The sequence below is a fragment of the Planomonospora algeriensis genome (genome assembly GCF_977012225.1).
In genome coordinates, this window is sequence record NZ_CDRNDK010000008.1 from 21,399 (window position 1) to 39,635 (window position 18,237).

At 72.4% G+C, this 18,237-nt stretch carries 14 protein-coding genes and 2 pseudogenes; 10 read left to right on the plus strand and 6 right to left on the minus strand.

The genetic code is table 11. The features are described from left to right. Nucleotides 1-102 precede the first annotated feature (102 nt). Complete coding sequence (locus ACWJ6R_RS01830; protein ID WP_449060516.1) at nt 103-1,071, plus strand: TIM barrel protein; 969 nt, start codon at nt 103-105, stop codon at nt 1,069-1,071. Nucleotides 1,072-1,135: 64 nt separating this feature from the next. On the opposite strand, the gene ACWJ6R_RS01835 is transcribed toward ACWJ6R_RS01830, so the two are convergent. The 4 genes and pseudogenes from ACWJ6R_RS01835 to ACWJ6R_RS01850 all read right to left on the minus strand — a co-directional run bounded on the left by ACWJ6R_RS01835 (nt 1,136) and on the right by ACWJ6R_RS01850 (nt 6,010). Further along, nucleotides 1,136-1,423 (minus strand): hypothetical protein, encoded by a 288-nt coding sequence (locus ACWJ6R_RS01835; RefSeq protein WP_449060529.1) that lies wholly within the window; start codon nt 1,421-1,423, stop codon nt 1,136-1,138. A gap of 18 nt (nt 1,424-1,441) precedes the next feature. Then, a pseudogene (locus ACWJ6R_RS01840) lies at nt 1,442-2,133 on the minus strand (ATP-binding cassette domain-containing protein); the annotation flags it as partial. Nucleotides 2,134-2,150: 17 nt separating this feature from the next. Then, the gene (locus ACWJ6R_RS01845) at nt 2,151-2,978 is read right to left on the minus strand and encodes a hypothetical protein (protein ID WP_449060517.1); all 828 of its coding nucleotides are present in this window, start codon (nt 2,976-2,978) and stop codon (nt 2,151-2,153) included. Further along, a complete protein-coding gene (locus tag ACWJ6R_RS01850) occupies nt 2,975-6,010 on the minus strand; it encodes a thiopeptide-type bacteriocin biosynthesis protein (protein WP_449060518.1) in 3,036 nt (1,011 codons plus the stop codon). Before ACWJ6R_RS01850 ends, ACWJ6R_RS01845 begins: the two co-directional genes overlap by 4 nt. 130 nt (nt 6,011-6,140) lie before the next feature. Here ACWJ6R_RS01850 and pyrE point away from each other — a divergent pair, with 130 nt between their 5' ends. Then, complete coding sequence (gene pyrE / locus ACWJ6R_RS01855; RefSeq protein ID WP_068897986.1) at nt 6,141-6,677, plus strand: orotate phosphoribosyltransferase; 537 nt, start codon at nt 6,141-6,143, stop codon at nt 6,675-6,677. Nucleotides 6,678-6,780: 103 nt separating this feature from the next. Here pyrE and ACWJ6R_RS01860 read toward each other — a convergent pair whose 3' ends face one another. Then, nucleotides 6,781-7,209, minus strand: coding sequence for a hypothetical protein (locus ACWJ6R_RS01860; protein ID WP_449060519.1), 429 nt, complete (start codon nt 7,207-7,209; stop codon nt 6,781-6,783). Nucleotides 7,210-7,542: 333 nt separating this feature from the next. Here ACWJ6R_RS01860 and fbaA point away from each other — a divergent pair, with 333 nt between their 5' ends. The 4 genes from fbaA to ACWJ6R_RS01880 all read left to right on the plus strand — a co-directional run bounded on the left by fbaA (nt 7,543) and on the right by ACWJ6R_RS01880 (nt 11,646). Beyond that, a complete protein-coding gene (gene fbaA / locus ACWJ6R_RS01865) occupies nt 7,543-8,565 on the plus strand; it encodes a class II fructose-bisphosphate aldolase (protein ID WP_449060520.1) in 1,023 nt (340 codons plus the stop codon). Between the two features lie 135 nt (nt 8,566-8,700). After that, nucleotides 8,701-9,120: a DUF3151 domain-containing protein gene (locus tag ACWJ6R_RS01870; protein WP_449060521.1), complete on the plus strand. Its 420-nt coding sequence runs from the start codon at nt 8,701-8,703 to the stop codon at nt 9,118-9,120. Between the two features lie 147 nt (nt 9,121-9,267). Continuing rightward, a complete protein-coding gene (locus ACWJ6R_RS01875) occupies nt 9,268-10,551 on the plus strand; it encodes an adenylosuccinate synthase (protein ID WP_449060522.1) in 1,284 nt (427 codons plus the stop codon). Between the two features lie 168 nt (nt 10,552-10,719). Further along, entirely contained in the window at nt 10,720-11,646 is a 927-nt protein-coding gene (locus ACWJ6R_RS01880) for a glycerophosphodiester phosphodiesterase family protein (protein ID WP_449060523.1), read from the plus strand. A gap of 106 nt (nt 11,647-11,752) precedes the next feature. Here ACWJ6R_RS01880 and corA read toward each other — a convergent pair whose 3' ends face one another. Next, nucleotides 11,753-12,871, minus strand: coding sequence for a magnesium/cobalt transporter CorA (gene corA / locus ACWJ6R_RS01885; RefSeq protein WP_449060524.1), 1,119 nt, complete (start codon nt 12,869-12,871; stop codon nt 11,753-11,755). Nucleotides 12,872-13,146: 275 nt separating this feature from the next. Here corA and purD point away from each other — a divergent pair. The 4 genes and pseudogenes from purD to ACWJ6R_RS01905 all read left to right on the plus strand — a co-directional run bounded on the left by purD (nt 13,147) and on the right by ACWJ6R_RS01905 (nt 18,183). After that, nucleotides 13,147-14,381: pseudogene (purD, locus tag ACWJ6R_RS01890) on the plus strand (phosphoribosylamine--glycine ligase). A gap of 67 nt (nt 14,382-14,448) precedes the next feature. Beyond that, on the plus strand, nt 14,449-15,285 hold the full coding sequence (locus tag ACWJ6R_RS01895; protein WP_449060525.1) for a phosphoribosylaminoimidazolesuccinocarboxamide synthase: 837 nt from the start codon (nt 14,449-14,451) through the stop codon (nt 15,283-15,285). A gap of 116 nt (nt 15,286-15,401) precedes the next feature. Further along, complete coding sequence (gene murA, locus ACWJ6R_RS01900) at nt 15,402-16,670, plus strand: UDP-N-acetylglucosamine 1-carboxyvinyltransferase (protein ID WP_449060526.1); 1,269 nt, start codon at nt 15,402-15,404, stop codon at nt 16,668-16,670. Between the two features lie 283 nt (nt 16,671-16,953). After that, nucleotides 16,954-18,183 carry a GTP cyclohydrolase IIa gene (locus tag ACWJ6R_RS01905; protein WP_449060528.1) on the plus strand — a complete coding sequence of 410 codons (1,230 nt, stop codon included), beginning with the start codon at nt 16,954-16,956 and terminating at the stop codon, nt 18,181-18,183. Nucleotides 18,184-18,237: the final 54 nt, after the last annotated feature.

Genomic DNA, 18,237 nt, shown 5'->3' on the forward strand with positions numbered 1-18,237 from the left:
GGCAGGAAAGAGACGCGACGGCCCACGAGGCCGGGCCCGCGGGCGCAGGGCGGCCGCGGACGACCGGAGTCTCTTACACGGAACACGCCTGGGAGGCACCCGATGCGCTTGCGGCACGAGGACGGGACGCTCGTCCACCTGGCCTACAACGCGGGCGTGCATCCCGCCGAGGACCTGGAGAACCTGATCGCGCACCTGACCCGCTACGCGGTCCCGGTGCGCAAGCGCCTCGGCGTGGAGCGGATGGGCGTGGGCCTCTGGCTCTCGCCGGCCGTCGCCGACCACCTCACCGCCGACCGGATCGAGCTGGTACGGCTCCGCCGCTCCCTGGAGGAGCGCGGCCTGGAGGTCGTCAGCCTCAACGGCACCGGCGGCCGCAACCAGGAGGCCCCCGGACCGGACTGGGCCAAGCCCGAGCGCTACCGCTACACGATGGCGCTGGCCAAGATCCTGGCCTTCCTGCTCCCGGAGGACGTGCGCTTCGGCAGCATCTCCACCATCCCCATCGGCTGGCGCCGCGACTGGCCCGCCGACCTGCACGCGATCGCCGCCCGGCGCCTCGAACGCCTCTCCCGGGAGCTCAGGGGCCTGTACAGCGTGACCGGCAAGACCATCAGAGTCGGCTTCGAACCCTGGCCCGGCTGCGTGCTGGAGACCACCGAGCAGGCCCTGGAGCGGGTCTGCGGCATCGACTCCGAGCACCTCGGGGTCTGCCTGGACGCCTGCCACCTGGCCGGAGGAACGGCGGGCGCCGGGGTCACCGAGGAGGCCGGAGCGGCCCTGCGCGGTCTGGCCGCGGCGGGCACCCCCGTGGTCAAGCTCGGGCACGTCCACAACCACACGGGCGACTCCTGCCGGGAGCTGCCGAGCACCCGCCCGGTCCTGGAGGACACGCTCACCGCGATGCTCTCCGGGGCGGTGAGCGGAACGGCCCACATCGAGGTCGAGATCCACGACCTGGCCGTGCCGCTGCGGACCAGGGGGCCCGGCGCGCTGGTCAGCGCGCTGGCCGAGGAGCTCGACTGGGCCCGCAGCAACCTCACCGCGCTGGGCCTGCGGCTCGCCGCCTGACGCCGTCCCCGCACCGCCGCGCGGACTTCCCGCGGGAGGTGCCGGGCAGGCGGAGTCAGGTGACTCAGACGGCGGGCTCCTCGTCCAGGTAGCCCGCGGCCTGCAGGCTGAACAGGTGGGCGTAGACCCCGCCCTGGGCCATCAGCTCGCCGTGGGTGCCCTCCTCGGCCAGCCTGCCGTTCTCGATCACGATGATCTTGTCGGCGATTCTGACGGTGGAGAAGCGGTGCGCGATCAGCAGCGCCGTGGCGTCCGCCGCGACCTGCCGCAGCCTGCCGAAGATCTCAGCCTCGGCCTGGGCGTCGATGGCGGCGGTGGGCTCGTCGAGGACGAGGATCGGGGCGCGCCGCATGAACGCGCGGGCCAGGGCGACCTTCTGCCACTGTCCGACGGACAGCTGCTCGCCGTCCTGGAACTGGCGGCCGAGCTGGGTGCCGTAGCCCTCGGTGAGGCCCTCGATCGCGGCGTCCGCGCCGCTCTGGCATGCGACGCGGTGATCCTGGGCAGATCGTCGAGCGCGGTGATCCGCCCGAATCCGATGTTCTCCCGCGCGGTCATCTCGTACTTGAGGAAGTCCTGGAAGATGATGCCGATGTTGCCGCGCAGGTCGTCCAGGTCGTACTCCTCGATCGGGTGCCCGTCGATCAGGATCTCACCGGATGTCGGCTCGTACAGCCTGGCCAGCAGCTTGACCAAGGTGGACTTGCCTGCGCCGTTGTGGCCGACGACGGCGCAGCACCGGCCCGCCGGGATCACGCAGCTGAAACCGTCGAGGGCCTTCGTGTCGGTGCCCGGGTAGACGAACGTGACGTCGCGGAACTCGATCCCGTGCCGCAGCTCGGCGGGGAACCGCCGGTCGCCGCCGGTTATCCCCGATTCGGGCAGGGTGAGGAAGTCGAAGAGGTTCCCGGTGTAGAGCGCGTTCTGGTAGAGCCCGGCGAGTCCTCCCAGCAGGCCCGCGCTGGCCGCGCTGACCGCGGTGATGGCCTGGAGGAATCCGGCCAGCTCGCCGATCGTGCCGCTCGACATCGCCGAGAAGACGGCCAGGGTGATCGCGCCCATGGACCCGAACACGCCGATCAGGCCGGTGACGGCCCCCCACAGCTCCGCCCGGCGGCCAGCCGGCTGTCCACACGGAAGAAGGAGTCGATCAGCTCCCGGTATCTGCCGATGAAGTAGGAGCCCAGACCGAACAGCTTGATCTCCATGAAGCTGTGGTCGGACGTGGTGATCCACTGGTAGTAGAACGACTTGCGCCGCTCCTGTGCGCGGTCGTACTCGACCTGCCACTCCCGCTTGCCGTAGAAGGCGTTCACGGCGGTGGCGGGCAGGGGCGAGAGAAGGGTCAGCAGCGCGGCCCACGGGTGCCAGGAGAACAGCGCGACGCTGATGGAGACCAGCGTGACGAGGGCGGCCACGGTGTCGACGATCTGCTTGAGGATCTCGTAGGCGTTGCCGGAGCCGCTCTCGGCCTTGGCCCGCTCCAGCCGGTCGTAGTAGTCGGCGTTCTCGTAGGACTCCAGGTCCATGCGGGTGCCCTTGACCATGACCATCTCGCTGATCTTCATGGTCAGCTCCAGGGCGAGCACCGCGCCGAGGTAGCGCTGCACCGCGCCGAGCACGTGGGTCGTCACGGCCAGTGCCACCATCGCCGAGATGGCGAAGACCACCTGGTCCCGGCCCTGCCCCCGGCCCGTCAACTCCGCCGCCACGCCGCCCACGGCCTGCGCGGTCAGCGCCACCTGCAGGCCGGGCACGGCCGCGGAGACCCAGGAGAGCAGCCCGGTCAGGGCGACCTTCCACGGGCTGAGACGCCAGAAGACGCCGACCAGGTGGAACCAGTAGGAGGGACTGGCGGACGTCCGGGCGTTCTCCGCGAGCTCCTCGGGCATCGCTTCGGCGGTCATGCGGGGCGTCCTCCGATCATCTTCAGGACGTGCTTCCAGATCGCGTAGGAGCGCTCCTCGCCCGCGCGGTCCGTCCCCGCCATCCGGTTGACCGTCATGTGCGCCAGGCTGAGCAGGATGTCGTGCTCGGTGCCCCACAGCTCGCCCTCGGCGGCGGCCCGCCGTACGGCGCGGGCGGCGGTGGAGACGGCGGCGGCCTGCTCGGCGAGGACCGGCTCCAGCAGGGCGTGGACGGAGCGGGCGAGCGGCTCCGGGTGAGCGTCCCACGGCACCAGGAGGTCCGCAAGGAATTTACGGCGCGGCCGGTACAGGGCGAGGGCCGCCTCGTCCGCCTCCACGGCGGGAACGGCGGCGAGCCGTTCGGCGGGGCCGAGCCCCCACTGCTCGTACAGCTTGTCGAGGACGGCGACCGTGAGCAGCTCCCGGTCGAGGTCCAGGCGACCCGACCAGACCAGGTCGAGGATCGCCGCCGTGCTCCGGCTGCCGGCGGTGAAGACCCGCTCGATCGCGTCGTGGACGGCGGGCCCGCCGTACCGGGCGACCTCCGGGTCGTAGCCGGCCACGGCGAGGTCCGCGGCGAGCCCGCGCTCGACCTGGTGCCGTCCCCACTCCAGCAGGCGGTCCAGGACGGCGCGGGGGTCGGCGCCGTCGGCCGCCCGGAAGCGCACGCGCAGGTGAGGAGCGGGGTCGGTGTAGCGGATGTAGAACCACCGGTCGGCGGCGGGGCCCAGGCTCTCGGCGAGCTCCCGGAGCGGCCCGGCGATGATCTCATCGTGCCGTTCGAGGTCCGCGTACAGCTTGGCGAACGACCACGCACCGCCGGGCAGCAGCCGGGGTCTGGCCACCTGGCGCGGGGCGCGGGCGGCGGCTGCGACCGCCTCGGCCGGCACCGGCGGGTCCGGCGGGGCCTCGCAGGTCAGGGGGAGGACGAACTCGGTGACATAGGGACGCCCCGCCGTGTCGCGCACCCACAGATCGTCCGCGCCCGGCAGCATCTCCTGGAGCCGCACGGGTCCCTTCGCGAGCCCCCGGCCCAGTTCGGCCCGGCAGTCCGGGTGCTCCAGGTCCAGCAGCAGCCGGTTGTCCTCGTCGACCAGGTAGACGTGCCGGGGGACCCGCCACCGCCGCCGCCAGGCGTCCAGCCGCTCGGCGAACGGTCCGTCGCCGGGCGGCGCCTCGTTCAGTCCCCACTCCGCCGGGCGCAGCACGACCTTCCCGCGCACCACGCGGGGCAGATAGGGGCCGGACTCCAGGCTCTCCCAGCTGAACGCGGTGATCCGCCGGTGGCGCATCTGGGAGGCCTCGATGAGGAAGCGCGCGACGTCGGGCGCGACCGCCGCCGACAGCATGTGGCTCTCGGCGATGACGAGCTCCCGGCCCAGTCTGCGCGACCACAGGTAGAACCTGTCGTGGGAGGCCCCCACGCAGATGTCGTCCAGGTCGATCACGTCGTCGGGCGGGGCCGACGGGGAGACGTTCACCGGGATCTCGTAGCGGTGGATCCGCGGCCGGACCGCCACATTGCCGGCGCGGCCGTTCGTCGGCAGGTAGGCCAGCTCGGCCACGGCCGCGTGGGGGGCCCGGCGCTCCCGGTGCCGGATGTAGTCGGCCAGGCGGTCCTGCTGCTCGGGGGTGAACAGGTCGGCGAAGCGCCCGAACGTGCAGCCTCCGGGCGCCAGGCCGTGCGTGTTCAGCACCGCCAGGTACTCGCCGCGGTCGACGGCGCCGGCGTCGGCCGCGGCGAGCTGGAGGTAGACGTCCACGGACGGCATCGGCAGCCGGTCGCCCGCGGAGGACACCCGGTCGCCGAGCAGCCGGCGCACGAGCCCGTCGGTGAGCTCGACCTCCCCGGCGCCGTCCCGGCAGGCCCCGGCCAGCGTCTCCAGGAGCACCTGCTCGTAGCGGCTGAGCCCGCCGCCGTGGGAGCCGCCCCGCCCGGCGTCGTGCGTGGGAGGGCCGAGCCCCGTCGCGGGGTCGAGCAGCTCGCGGACGGGCACGGGGACGTCGACGCCGTACCGGTCCAGGAAGCGGTCGTGGTACCCCCGCAGCGGTTCGGGCACGTCCACCACCGCGGACAGACGCGCCAGCAGCCCGACGGCCTCGGCCACTTCGGCCGCCACCCGGCGGTGCAGCCTCGCCGCCGCGACGTCCAGTGCGGCGTCGAGCTGGTAGGTCTCGCCCGTGTGGTCCGGCGTCATCGCGCGCTGCCCGGCCGCAGCTCGGCGAGCGCGGACGCGCCGCCCCGCCTTGCCCAGCGCCGTGAGGTATCCGTCCAGGACCGGCCCCGCGATGAGGGGGCCGACGATGACGCGCAGGCCCCGGTCGACGTCGGTCAGCTCCATGAACACGGCCCGGCAGTCGGTGCAGCCGTCCATGTGCCGGTCGATGAGCCGGGTCTCCCGCTTGACCAGGCCGCCCCGGACGTAGGCGCCCATCTTCGACAGCGACGGGCGGCACCCCTTCCGCGGCGTTCCGGACAGGTGCACCTTCAGGCACGCCTGGCGCAGCCCCTCCTTCGCCCTGCCGAGGAGCTCCGCCACCTGGTCGGCGGGGAGCCCGATCAGCGGCGCGACGTCGGCGGGCCCGGACTTCTCCACCTCGACGTGCCACAGCAGCGACTGCCAGCGTTCGGGCAGCGACAGGAAGGCCCGGGCGACCAGCGAGCGCTCCAGTCCGATCAGCGCCGGGTCCACGAAGGGCACCCCGGGGTCGAACAGCTCCGCCTCCCCCTCGGACACCTCGCCGCTCGCGGTACGGCGCCGCTCCCGGTCGTAGACCGTACGGCGGACCGCGGTGAGCAGGTGCACCCGGAAGGCCTCCTTGGGACCGCCGCCCCGCCGGGTCAGGTCGAGGATCCTGGTGAACGTCTCCGCCACGACGTCCTCGGCCTCGGCCGCGCTCCGGACGAGCTGCCGGGCCAGGGCGCGCGCCGCCGGCGCGTGCCGTTCGTAGAGGCCGCCGTAGGCCGCCGCGTTCCCGTTCCGGGTCGCGGCGAGCAACTCGGCGTCGCCTTGAGACGATTCAACACTCATTGTGACCTCGCGATTACCTACAGTTGTCGCGCCCATACATTCCGCAGTCCGCACGACGGTTAAACCGAAGTCGCGGCTTTACCTCAGACCGGGTCGGAGGCGCGCCGGGGGCGGCCCTAACCTTGGTGCCATGAGCGATCGTGAGAACCTGCTGGCCGAGATCAAGAGCAAGGGCGTCGTGCACGGCCGCGTCGTGCTGTCCTCCGGCAAGGAGGCGGACTTCTACGTGGACCTGCGCCGGGTGACCCTTGACGGGAGGGCGGCCCCGCTGGTCGGCCGGGTCATGCTGGACCTCACCGCCGACCTCGACTACGACGCCGTGGGCGGGCTCACCCTGGGCGCGGACCCGGTCGCGACGGCCATGCTGCACGCGGCGGCGGCGCGGGGCCGCGCGCTCGACGCGTTCGTGGTCCGCAAGGCGGCCAAGGCGCACGGGATGCAGCGCCGGATCGAGGGACCGGACGTCGCCGGGCGGCGGGTGCTGGCGGTGGAGGACACCTCCACGACCGGAGGGTCGCCGCTGACCGCGGTGGAGGCGCTGCGCGAGGCGGGCGCCGAGGTCGTGGCCGTCGCCACGATCGTGGACCGGGGGGCGGCCTCCGCCATCGCCGGGGCCGGCCTGCCGTACCGCACCGCCTACACGCTGGAGGACCTGGGCCTGTCCTGACCGTCCTGCGGCCCCGGCACCCCGGCCCCGGCACCCCGGTCCTGGGCACCCCGGTCCTGGGCACCCCGGTTCTCGGCGCCATGGCCTCGGGAGGGCCGGGCGCCTACTCCTTGACGGCCGTGAACTCCTGCCGCTCCCCGGCCTTGCCCGGGGAGCGCGCGACGCCGTTCACCTGGACGCGGACGGTCGACGCGTCGGTCAGCACGACGTCCACCTTGCCGTCGAAGGCCTGCGCCTGCTCGCCGCGGGCCATCTCCCGGTTGAGCAGCACGTCGCCGCCGGCGACCTTCAGGAAGACCGTGGGGCAGTGCTCCTCGACGCACTCGACGAGCACCGTGGGGACCTGCGCGGACGTGGCGGAGGGGGATCCGGTCGCGGGTGCGGGGGTGGAGGAGGAGAGCGCGGGCTCGGCGCCGAGCGCGCCGAACAGCGACCTGCCGCCCAGCACGATCAAGAACAGCAGGGCCAGCACCGCGAGCCCGGCGAGAGCGAGGCGGGCGATGCCCATCGGGTCGGACCTGTGGCGTCCCACACAGTGGAGAGTAGCGGCAAGTGCGGCGGCCCCACGAGCGGCCCCGCCGCCCGGGAGCGCGGGCCGCGCCGCGGGGACCGCGAGGCCTCCCGCCCGAGGCCGGGGGTCCGTCGTCCGGACGGGAGGACGGGCGCGAGGACGGGCGGGAGAACAGGCGCGAGGACGGGCGCGAGGACGGGCGGGAGAACAGGTGCGAGGATCCGCCGGGATCAAGGAGTGGCGGAGCTACCGGGGCGGGGCGTAAACAGGAATACTGGCCGTCGGGCCGTGTCCCGCGAGGGTCCCGCCAGGCCCGGCCGATCCGCGCTTGCCGTCTTCCAGGGAGTTGAACCGATGCCTATCGCGACCCCAGATGTCTACGCCGAGATGCTCGACCGCGCCAAGGCCGGCGGTTTCGCCTATCCGGCGATCAACGTGACCTCGTCCCAGACCCTGAACGCCGCGCTGCGCGGCTTCGCCGAGGCCGAGAGCGACGGCATCGTCCAGGTCTCCACGGGCGGCGCCGAGTTCCTGTCCGGCACCACCGTCAAGGACATGGTGACGGGCGCGACGGCGCTGGCGGAGTACGCCCGCGTCGTCGCGGCGAAGTACCCCGTGACGGTCGCGCTGCACACCGACCACTGTCCCAAGGACAAGCTGGACGGCTTCATGCGCCCGCTGATCGACGTCTCCCTGGAGCGGGTGGCCAGGGGCCAGGACCCGCTCTTCCAGTCGCACATGTGGGACGGCTCCGCCGTACCCCTGGAGGAGAACCTGGAGATCGCCAAGGAGCTCCTCGACAAGTGCCGCCGCGCGAACATCGTCATGGAGATGGAGATCGGCGTCGTCGGCGGTGAGGAGGACGGCGTCGTCGGCGAGATCAACGAGAAGCTCTACACCACCGCCGAGGACGCGATCGCGACCGCCGAGGCGGTGGGCGTCGGCGAGCAGGGCCGCTACATGCTCGCCGCGACCTTCGGCAACGTGCACGGCGTCTACAAGCCGGGCCACGTCAAGCTCCGCCCGAGCGTGCTGAAGGACATCCAGGAGGCCGTCGGCGCCAAGTTCGGCAAGGACAAGCCGTTCGACCTGGTCTTCCACGGCGGTTCCGGCTCGGCGCTGGAGGAGATCCACGAGGCGATCTCCTACGGCGTGGTCAAGATGAACATCGACACCGACACGCAGTACGCCTTCACCCGCCCGATCGCCGCGCACATGTTCGCCAACTACGACGGCGTGCTCAAGGTGGACGGAGAGGTCGGCAACAAGAAGGCCTACGACCCCCGCGCGTACGGCAAGGCCGCCGAGGCCTCCATGGCGGCCCGGATCGTCGAGGCGTGCCAGAACCTGAAGTCCGCGGGCACCAAGCTCACCTGATCCGCCCCACCCCCCGGCCCGGCGGCGGGCGGGCGTCCCACCGGCGCCCGCCCGCCGCTCCAGGCTGACGAGACCTCGAAGAGGAGGGACGGCGCCCCCACCGCCCACCGGGCGGGGCGGGCGCGCCGAAGACCAATGGAATCCCACGAGAACCTTCTCGCCGGTCCCCCGCCCACCCTGCTGCCGGACCTGCCCGAGGCCAGGGAGGCGCTGGCGTCCGGAGCCAAGGCGTCCGACGTCGCCGCGAGCTTCCCCGCCCATCCGGCGGCCTGGGCCGCCCTGGCCGAGGAGTACTTCGCGTCGGGGCACGCGGTGACGTCCTACGCGTTCGCCCGCACCGGCTACCACCGCGGGCTCGACCAGCTGCGCCGCGCCGGCTGGAAGGGCCATGGCCCGATCCCCTGGGAGCACGAGCCCAACCGCGGCTTCCTGCGCTGCCTGTACGCCCTGGCCCGGGCCGCGCAGAGCATCGGGGAGAAGGACGAGGCCGAGCGCTGCCTGACCTTCCTGAAGGACTCCAGCGCCGAGGCGTACACCGTGCTGACCGGCCGCTGAGAGCCCGGCCCGGCCCGCTCCGGGCGATGGGATCCCTCTCCGGCAGGAGGGGAGATCCCCTTTCCGGAGCCCGTCGGGTATTCTCTCCTCGCAAGAGCCCCTGTCGCGATTGCGCCAGGGGTTTCGTTTTGTGGTGGGAGACTAACGATGCCGGCTGTCGTTCTCTTCGGCGCCCAGTGGGGCGACGAAGGCAAGGGTAAGGCCACCGACCTGCTCGGCGACAAGGTTGACTACGTCGTCAGATACCAGGGCGGGAACAACGCGGGTCACACGGTCGTCATCGGCGACCAGAAGTACGCCCTGCACCTACTGCCGACGGGGGTGCTGTCGCCGAACGTCGTGCCGGTGATCGGCAACGGCGTCGTCATCGACCCGGGTGTGCTGCTGAGCGAGATCGAGGGGCTGGAGGCCCGCGGGGTCTCCTCCGAGCGGCTGCTGATCTCCGCCAACGCGCATCTGATCATGCCCCACCACAAGGCCCTCGACAAGGTCTCCGAGCGCTACCTCGGCAAGGCCCGGATCGGCACGACCGGCCGCGGCATCGGCCCGGCCTACGGCGACAAGATCTACCGGATGGGCGTGCGGGTCCAGGACCTGCTCGACCCGGGCATCCTGCAGAAGAAGATCGAGGTCGCCCTCGGCGAGAAGAACCAGATCCTCACCAAGATCTACAACCGCCGGTCGCTCGAACCGGCCAAGGTCCTGGAGGAGTACCTCGGCTACGCCGAGCGCCTCAAGCCGCACATCGCCGACACCTCGCTGATCCTGAGCCGGGCGCTGGACGACGGCAAGGTCGTGCTGCTGGAGGGCGGGCAGGGCAACCTGCTCGACATCGACCACGGCACCTACCCGTTCGTCACCTCCTCCTCGCCGACCTCGGGCGGCGCCTGCGCGGGCGCGGGCATCCCGCCGACCCGCATCAGCCGGGTGATCGGCATCCTGAAGGCCTACACCACCCGGGTCGGTTCCGGCCCGTTCCCGACCGAGCTCACCGACGAGATGGGCGACTGGCTGCGCACCACCGGCGGCGAGTACGGCGTGACCACCGGCCGCAACCGCCGCTGCGGCTGGTTCGACGCGGTGATCGCCCGTTACGCCACCCGGATCAACGGCGTCACCGACTTCTTCCTCACCAAGCTGGACGTGCTCTCGGGCCTGGAGAAGATCCCGGTCTGCGTCGCCTACGAGGTGGACGGCGTGCGCCACGACGAGATCCCGATGACCCAGACGGACTTCCACCACGCCAAGCCGGTCTACGAGGAGTTCCCCGGCTGGCAGGAGGACATCACCGGCGCCAAGTCCTTCGACGACCTGCCCGCCAACGCCCGGGCCTACGTCAGGGCCCTGGAGGAGATGAGCGGCGCCCCGATCTCCGCCATCGGCGTCGGCCCCGGCCGCACCGAGACCCTCCAGCTCCGCCCGCTGATCTAGCCCGTCCCGTACGGCTCCGCCCGCCGGTCCGGCTCCGTCCCCGTACGGCTCCGCACCCGGGGCGGAGCCGTACGGCCTCGGCCGGAAGGGCGGCCGCGGCGGGGCCGCCGGGAAGAACGGGCCCGCGGCGGGGAGCCATCCGGGGGCCCCGCTCGGTAGGGTCCCGGTGTGCATGCCGAGATCCACGGTCATCGCGGGGCCCGCGGGCTCCGCCCGGAGAACACGCTGCCCGGGCTCGCCCACGCCCTGGAGCTGGGCGTCGACGCGCTGGAGTTCGACGTCGCACTGACGGCCGACCGGCGGCTGGTGCTCACCCACGACCTCACCGTCTCCCCGGTGACCAGCGCCGACACCGGCCCGGCCCGGCCCGGCGACCCGCTCTTCCCCTACGTGGGCAGACCCGTCGGCGCGCTGACGCTGGCGCAGCTGCGCACCCTCGAATGCGGCGTACGGCTGCCGCTCCGCCCCGACGACCGCTTCGCCGCCACACAGGTCCCGGTTCCGCACACCCGGATGCCGACGCTGGGGGCGGTGCTCGGCCTGGTGGACGCCTACGGCGCCGACGGGGTACGGCTGCACGTGGAGCTCAAGTCCGATCCGACCCGGCCGGACCTCACCGCCGACCCCCGCGAGTTCACCGAGCTGGTGGTCGCCGAACTCGACCGGCACGACAGGCTCGGCGGCACGGCGATCCTCAGCTTCGACTGGCGCGTCCTGCGGATCGCGCGGGAGCTGGCCCCGGCGGCGCGGCGCTACGCCCTGATCGAGCTGGACACCCTGGAGAGCGTCTGGCTGGACGGGCTGCTGCTCTCGGACTTCGGCGGCGACGTCCCGGCCGCCGCGGCCGCGGCCGGGGGCACCGCGGTCTCGCCCGAGCACGTGATGGTGGACGAGGAGTTCATGCGCCGGGCGGACGCCGCCGGCCTGCCGGTGGTCCCGTGGACGGTCAACGAACCGGACCGGGCCGCGGCCCTGCTCGACCTCGGCGCGGCCGGGATCGTCACCGACTACCCCGACCGGATGCGCGACCTGTGGGCCGGGCGCGGGCTCCCCCTGCCCGCCCCGGTGACCGCGTGCCGCGCGGTCACCGTCTAGGCGTCTAGGAACCGTACGGCCGGCGACCGTACGGGGCAGGCCGGGACCGGGGCGTGTCCCCGCCTCCGGCCCGCTCCCGGCCGGCCGCCGGAGGCCCGCCCGGGACTTACATCCAACCGTTGCGGCGGAATCCCCGGTAGAGCAGGGTGCAGGCGATCACCATGACGCCGAGCACGATCGGGTAGCCGAAGACGGAGTCGAGCTCGGGCATGTGGTCGAAGTTCATGCCGTAGATCCCGGCGATCATCGTGGGGACGGCCATGATGGCGACCCAGGCGGAGATCTTGCGCATGTCCTCGTTGGCGAGGGCGTTGGAGCGGGCGAGCGCCGCCTGCAGCACGGAGTTGCAGAGCTCGTTGGACGACTCGACCTGCTCGCAGACCCGGGCGAGGTGGTCGACGACGTCGCGGAAGTACTCCCGCATCTCGGAGGGGATCATCCGGCGCTGGGCCAGCGTGGACATCGGCGACTGGAGCGGGGTGACCGCCCGCTTGAGCTCGATCATCTCGCGCTTGAGGTTGTAGATCCGGCTGATGTCCCGGGCGCTGACGTCGGCGAAGACCATGGCCTCCACCTCCTCCAGCTCGGCCTGCATGTCGTCGGCCACGTGCAGGTAGCGATCCACGACGTGGTCGGCGATGGCGTGCAGCACGCCGGTCGGGCCGCGGCCGAGCAGCTTGGGCTTGGCCTCCAGGCGCTCGCGCACCTCCGCCAGCGGGCAGTAGCGGCCGTGCCGCACGGTCACCACGAAGTCGGGACCCACGAAGGCCATGATCTCGCCGGTGCCGATGATCTCGCTGGTCGCGGTCAGCTCCGGGTGCTCCAGGTAGGCGACGGTCTTCAACACCACGAAGAGCGAGTCGTCGTAGCGCTCGACCTTGGGCCGCTGGTGAGCCTTGACGGCGTCCTCGACGGCGAGGGGATGGAGGTCGAAGACCTCGGCCAGCCACTCGACCTCGGGGGCGTCGGGCTCGTGCAGGCCGACCCAGACGAAGGCGTCGGCCTCCTCCCGGGCGGCGTTGTGCGCGCGGACGAGCTCCAGGGCGTCCGGGATGCCGAGCGCCTCGATCCGCTTGCCGCCGACGTAGGCGGCGTACTCGACGAGGGAGTCGCTCGGCGGGACGCAGGTGCCGTTCAAGCGGTCACGGACCGAGACGGAGGGAGCGTGGGGCGCACGGACCGTGCGCACGTGCCGAATGCGGGGAAAAAGGAGCGAAGAACGCATGGCATGCCTTTCCCGCCCAACCTGATGCCATCCACGCGCGAAGCGATGTCACCTCAGTTCAAACGAAATGCGCGCAGGGCAGATCGGGCACCGATTGAAGAAATGGTCGAGATTGCGCACGGCCACGTGCGCGAGCACGTACTGCTGGGATCGCCAGAGGACATCCCGAACCACCTCCAATCGGTAAGAGGCATGCAAAGTCGCCCGAATCTACCACAGGGCGGGGGAACGACCTCCACCCTACCCCCGCATCCGCAGCCGATAGGCTCTCGCGCGTGCGCATTCTTGTGATCGGATCCGGCGGGCGCGAACACGCCCTGTGCCGGTCGTTGGCAGCAGACCCCCAGGTGACCGAGGTCCACTGTGCTCCCGGGAACGCGGGTATCGCGCAGGTCGCGACCCTGCACCCGGTGGCGCCCGCGACCCGGCCGCCGTCGCCGCGCTGGCGGTGAAACTGGGGGCGGACCTCGTCGTGGTCGGCCCCGAGGCCCCGCTGGTCGCCGGCGTCGCCGACGCGGTACGGCAGGCGGGCGTCCCCTGCTTCGGCCCGTCGGCGCAGGCGGCCCGGATCGAGGGCTCCAAGGCCTTCGCCAAGGAGGTCATGGCCGCGGCGGGCGTGCCCACCGCCCGGTCCCGCACCTGTGCCACCCCCGAGGAGGCCGCCGCGGCCCTCGCGGAGTTCGGCGCGCCGTACGTGGTCAAGGACGACGGGCTGGCCGCCGGCAAGGGCGTGGTGGTCACCGGCGACCTCGACGAGGCGCTCCGGCACGCCGCCGCCTGCGGGCGGGTCGTCATCGAGGAGTTCCTCGACGGCCCCGAGGTCTCGCTCTTCGCGCTCTGCGACGGGACCACGGCCGTGCCGCTGATGCCCGCCCAGGACCACAAGCGCGCCTACGACGGCGACGAGGGCCCCAACACCGGCGGCATGGGCGCCTACACGCCGCTGCCGTGGGCTCCGCCGGACCTGGCCGAGCGGGTCATGGCCGAGACGGTCGTCCCGACGGTGGCCGAGCTGGCCCGGCGCGGCACGCCGTACACCGGGGTGCTCTTCGTCGGCCTGGCGCTGACCTCCGGCGGCCCGAAGGTGATCGAGTTCAACGCGCGGTTCGGCGACCCGGAGACCCAGGTCGTGCTGGACCGGCTGGAGACGCCGCTCGGCGGGCTGCTGCTCGCCTGCGCGACCGGCACGCTGGAGGCCTTCGGCCCCCTGTCCTACCGCGGCGGCGCGGCGGTGACCGTGGTGGTCGCGGCGGAGGGCTACCCGGCCGACCCGGTCAAGGGCGACGTGATCGAGGGCCTCGACGAGAAGATCGACGGCGCCTACGTGCTGCACGCCGGCACGGCCTCCAGCGAAGGCGGCCGGGTCGTCTCGGCCGGCGGGCGCGTGCTCAGCGTGGTCGGCACCGGCCCCGACGTCGCCGCGGCCCGCGCCGCCGCCTACGAGCTGGCCGGCCGCATCCGGCTGCGCGGCTCCCACCACCGCACCGACATCGCCGCCCAGGCCCTGTAGGACCGCGCCCCTCGTTCCGGGTTCCCCGGGCGAGGGGCCCCGCACGCCCTCCTGGCAGACTTGGGCCGTGAAGCACCTGCACTCCGGCAAGGTCCGCGACCTCTACCAGACCGAAGAGGGTCTGCTGCTGATGGTCGCCTCGGACCGCATCTCGGCCTTCGACCACGTCCTGACCCCCGACATCCCGGACAAGGGCACGATCCTCACCCGGATGTCCCTGTGGTGGTTCGAGCAGCTCGCCGACGTCGTGCCGAACCACGTCGTCGCCCCCGGCCCCGACGGGCGGAGCGTGCTGTGCCGGCCGCTGCGCATGGTGCCGGTGGAATGCGTCGCGCGAGGCTACCTGACCGGTTCGGGCCTGATCGACTACCGGCGCGACGGCGAGGTCTCCGGGGTCCGGCTGGAGCCCGGCCTGGTGGACGGGTCCCGGCTCCCCGAGCCGATCTTCACCCCCTCCACCAAGGCCCCCGTCGGCGAGCACGACGAGCCGATCAGCTTCGAGCGGGTCGTGGCCGAGGTCGGCGCGGACGTCGCCGAGGAGCTGCGCCGGATCACGCTGGAGGTCTACCGGCGCGGCGCGGAGATCGCCCTGGAGCGCGGCATCATCCTGGCCGACACGAAGATCGAGCTGGGCTGGGACGCCGACGGCGTGCTGACCCTCGGCGACGAGGTCCTGACCCCCGACTCCTCCCGCTTCTGGCCCCTCGACCAGTGGGAGCCCGGCCGCTCGCAGCCGTCCTTCGACAAGCAGTACGTCCGCGACTGGCTCACCTCCCCGGCCTCCGGCTGGGACCGCGCCTCCGGCGAGGCCCCGCCGCCGCTCCCGGAGGAGGTGGTCGAGCGGACTCGTGCCCGTTACGTGGAGGCTTACGAGAAATTGACTGGCCGACCTTTCACGGGGTAGTGCCTCGGCGAAGTGACCGGGCAAGGAGTGTCCACCGACTACTGTTGGGCCGACACTCCGGCTGCCGTCCCCCCGGCGCACGAGTCACACCTCCCCACCTGCAAGGAGCAAGACGCATGGTCCGTTACCGTGTGCGCGGTGGCAACGCGCTGCGTGGAACCGCATTCATCCAGGGCGCGAAGAACGCCGTTCTGCCGATGATCGGCGCGGCACTGCTCGCGGCCAAGGGCCGCACGGTGCTGCGCAACGTCCCCATCATCGAAGACGTCCGCCGCGCGGTGGAGCTGGCCGAGGCCATCGGCGCCAAGGTCGAGCTGCACGAGGCCGAGCGGACGCTGGTGATCGACGCCTCCCGGCTGACCAGCCCGGTGCTGCCCGCGGAGATCGCCCGGCGCTTCCGCGGCTCGGTGCTGTTCGTCCCCGCGCTGCTGCACCGCCTCGGCGAGGCGGTCATCGAGGGCGTGGGCGGCTGCAACCTGGGCAGCCGCAACCTCGACTTCCACTACCTGGGCTACAAGCGCCTGGGTGCGGCCGTGGAGGAGGAGGACACCGTCATCCGGGTCAAGAGCGGCGGGTTCACCGGCGCCAAGCTGTACCTCGACACCCCCTCGCACACCGGCACCGAGAACCTCATCATGGCGGCCGCCCTCGGGCGCGGCACCACCGTGATCGAGAACGCCGCGCTGGAGCCCGAGGTCCTCGACGTCATCGAGATGCTGACCCGGATGGGCGCGAAGATCAGCGGCGGCGGCACCGGGTTCATCACCGTGGAGGGCGTGGAGGAGCTCCAGGCCGTCGAGCACACCGTGATGCCCGACCGGCTCGACGCGGGCGTGTTCGCCATGGCCGCGGCCATCACCGGCGGCGAGGTCAACCTGGTCGGCGCCGACCTGGACCACCTCGGCGTGGTCCGCTACAAGCTGGAGCAGATGGGGGTGGAGTTCGCCGACCACGGCGCGGTGCTCCACGTGCGCCGGGACCGCCCGCTGCGCCCGATCAACGTGATCACCGACACCTACCCCGGGTTCGCCACCGACCTGCAGTCGCCGATCATGACGGTCGCCTGCCTCGCCGACGGCGCCAGCTACATCCACGAGCGCATCTTCGACGGCCGGTTCGCGCTGGCCAGCGAGCTCAACAAGATGGGCGCGAACATCGAGGTGACGGAGAACCGCGCCGTCGTCCACGGCGCGACCCCGCTGAAAGGCACGCGGGTGACCGCGCACGACCTCCGCTCGGGAATCGCGCTCGTTCTCGCCGGCCTCGCCGCCGAGGGGGAAACGGTCATCGAGTCCGGCTATCTCATCGACCGCGGCCACTCATATCTGGCCGAGCGCATGCAGGCCCTGGGCGCGGATGTGGTGCAGGAGATTTCAGCCTCATAATCGACGGGTTTCACCCGCCCTATAACCATCTTGACCTGTACGAATAGGACGAGTTAAGGCTTTAGCACCACGGGTTGTCCCCAGGCGGACACTGAATCGGGCGTGACATTACGGTCCCGACGAGCGATCGTTCCAAAAGAGAGCCGAAAACAAACGGACGGCATGATGGGAACGAACATTGGTCGAGCGGGCCGAAGAAGCTCCACGAGTGTCACGCACGGGTGCCCTGACACCGGATCTCACCATCGGTGTGGTGGGCCCCCACGACCTCGTCGAGCGAGTGATGTTGATGGGCCACGCGGCGGCGCCCCTGCCCTGCCGCCTCGTGGCCGCCGCCTACCGGGACGAGCAGGAGGCGCCTGACAAGGTCACCCGTCTGGGGGCCGGGGTGGACGCCTGCCTGTTCGCCAGCCCGATCCCCTACGATCTGGCCCGGCGGTCGGGAGCGCTGACGATGCCGGCGACCTACGTCCAACTGGGCGGGGCCGCGCTGATCGCCGCGCTGGGCCGGGCCGTGATGGACGAGCGGATCGACCCGCGCCGGGTCAGCGTGGACGTGCTGAGCCGGGCGGACGTCGAGGAGGCCTACGCCGATCTGGGCCTGCCCAGCGGCGGGGTGCACAGCCGCGACGAGCCGGGAGCCACCGGCACGATCACGGCCTTCCACGAACGCCTGGCGCGGCAGGGAAGCACCACCGGGGCGCTGACCTGCCTGCCGGCCGTCGCCGAGCGCCTGCAGGCGGCGGACGTCCCGGTGGTCCGGGTCCGCCCGACCTCCGCCGCCGTCCGGACGGCGCTGCACACCGCGGCGCTGCTCGGCGCGCACCACCGGCTGGAGGAGTCGCAGCTGACCGTGGTCCTGGTCGAGGTGCCCACCCTCCGGGAGCCGGTACGGCGGGCCGCCCCCCGCCACTGGCGCGACGAGCTGCGCCTCTCGCTGCACCGGCTGCTGGTGCAGGAGGCCAACCGGATCAACGCGACGGTGACGGCGATCGACGACCACAGCTACATGGTCACCGCGACCCGCGGATCGGTGGCCACCGCCACCGAGGGCTTCCGGGTGCTCCCGTTCGCCGCGCGGGTCCGCGACGAGCTCGGACTGGCCGTGGAGGTCGGCGTCGGCATGGGCCGTACGACCCATGACGCCGAGGCCCACGCCCGGGCGGCGCTGGCCCGCACCCAGACGGGCAAGCAGGTCCAGGGCTTCGCGGTGGACCGCGAGGGCCGGGCGCTGGTCCCCGCCCCCAGGACGCCCCTGCACGGCGGCACGGCCAAACCCAAGGGCGTGGAGGTGCTGGCCCGGCTGGCCGCCAAGCTGGAGAACGGGGACACGGTGGTGGACGCCGAGGGCGCGGGCAAGATGCTCGGCGTCACCTCGCGTACGGCACGGCGGTTGCTGCGCACGCTGGTGGACGAGGGACTCGCGTGGCCGCTCCCGCCGAACCGCACCCCGCAGCCGGGACGGCCCCGCCAGCTCTACCGCCTGATCGTGGAGAAGCTCGGCGCCCGCTAGGAGCACCGGTCCGCGGCGCCCGCCTCCCCGGCGGCGCCGCGGCGTCTCCGCGGG